The sequence below is a fragment of the Streptomyces sp. AM25 genome (assembly GCF_058146165.1).
The window spans coordinates 1-1,579 of sequence record NZ_JBKIWN010000122.1 but is presented as its reverse complement, the minus strand read 5'-3'; the positions used below and the strand labels follow the sequence as shown (position 1 = coordinate 1,579).

Genomic DNA, 1,579 nt, shown 5'->3' with positions numbered 1-1,579 from the left:
CAACTACCCCTTATCTAAGTGGCATTGCACCAAACGCATAACGGACGAGACCACGCCAACCTGGCGAGGAACCTATTAGGGCACAACAGGCAAACGACTCAAATCAAACGCCCTCTCGGTGAGGACCTTCTTCGCACGCTCCCGGGGAACCCCGGCTTCCTTGTAGCGCTCCTTGTCGCCGGCCCAGGTCTTGCCAAGGTAGAGGGAGAAGTCGATCAGTGCGCGCCCGGCCGTCGTGACGTAGGCGAGGAACACGGCGACCTGGCAGTTCTCGGCCTGCCCGGTGATCCCGGCATACTGCGGAGCCACCCCGGCCGACTTGCTGCCCTTCTTCAAGAACGCGGTCTCATCCAGCACCAGCACCGCGTCCGGGTCACCGAGGTGCTCGACGACAAACGCCCGGACCCGGCCCTGCAGGTCCGACCAGCTCCAACACATCTTCCGCAGCAGATCCTTGACCTTGTCCGGCGCGCTCTGTCCGATGTACGCGGAAATCTGCCAGGAGTTCTTCCGCTCCACCGGCCCCAGCAACGCCTTCAGATACGCCCGCGCCGTCAGCCGAGGCTCCACCCGGCAGAACAGACTCGCGAGCGAGGCGAAAAAGTCCTCGAACCATCCTGCCCACAGCTCCACATCACACAGCGTCTCCACATCCGGCTAACGAGTCACCCCACCAACCGACACGAACCTCCCCTGTAGTACAGGGAGAACTCAGTGATAAAATACATAACAGGCGGCCCGTTCCAGAGAGTTAAGTCTGCAGGAAGCCTAATTCCCCCATAATGGGCCGCCGTTCATCTTGAGACTAGAAAGAAGACTCTTCACGCCCGCCCTGAATGGGCCTCAACGGAGGAACGATGTTTAGTCAATTGCGTAAGGCGAATGCTCCCGCTCGACCTCGGCAGGTAACGCCTGCACCAGCCCCAAGAGGGCGATCGATGGAAGAAAGACAAAAAGATGCCCTAGTGACCGGGCTCCTCCTCAGGTCCGCAGGTGCAAAGAAACTGTATCGAGGCGACAGCCGCACACCGGAGACCCTCGCTGTCACTGGATCAGGGGACGCCCCAGGTTTCTCTCCGCAAGGAACCGACGCAAGCCTTTATAACCACTTGAGCTTTCGCGGCAACAGCGCCTTTGTTGCTGCGACTTTAGACAAGGAAGTTGCCTTGAGGTACGCCTTCGGGCGCACCGGGGAGAAAGCTCAGACTGGGTATGTCTACAAGATTAAGCCCACCCGGATATCGGCGCCTATGTACGACGTGAAGACTTTCTATCCGACAGACCGGGCGGCGCAGATAAACCAAGAGATTAGTATTCTCGGCGAGATTCCATTATTCGCCGTCAAGGGATGGTATCAGGTCAAGACTGGCGAAGGTGGAAAGATTCGCTGGGGGAAATACACCAAGAATCCTGAATACAAAAAGGGCTGGCCGCCGCCTCTCCAATCGTCAAATTCATGATCGGGCGGAAGGTTATTAAAAAGTTGGTGGATCTTTTGAGTCGGACGGTGCCTAAGGTGTCCCGCGAATCACCGCCGAGCTCCGCGACAGTCCCTTCAGTTGGAGATCGGTTCGGGGGC

2 protein-coding genes are annotated in these 1,579 nt (G+C 58.3%); one reads left to right on the top strand and one right to left on the bottom strand.

Annotated features, from left to right (window positions below):
* Positions 1-75 precede the first annotated feature (75 nt).
* Positions 76-633, bottom strand: coding sequence for an IS701 family transposase (locus tag ACLHRZ_RS37155; RefSeq protein ID WP_490422998.1), 558 nt, complete (start codon positions 631-633; stop codon positions 76-78).
* Between the two features lie 305 nt (positions 634-938).
* Between ACLHRZ_RS37155 and ACLHRZ_RS37150 the strand changes: the two genes are divergently transcribed.
* Entirely contained in the window at positions 939-1,460 is a 522-nt protein-coding gene (locus tag ACLHRZ_RS37150) for an enterotoxin A family protein (RefSeq protein ID WP_490422997.1), read from the top strand.
* The last annotated feature ends 119 nt before the right edge of the window (positions 1,461-1,579 follow it).

Bases quoted from the DNA above. Each gene is read 5' to 3' on its own strand.
- ACLHRZ_RS37150 (WP_490422997.1), top strand. From the start codon at position 939: ATGGAAGAAAGACAAAAAGATGCCCTAGTGACCGGGCTCCTCCTCAGG.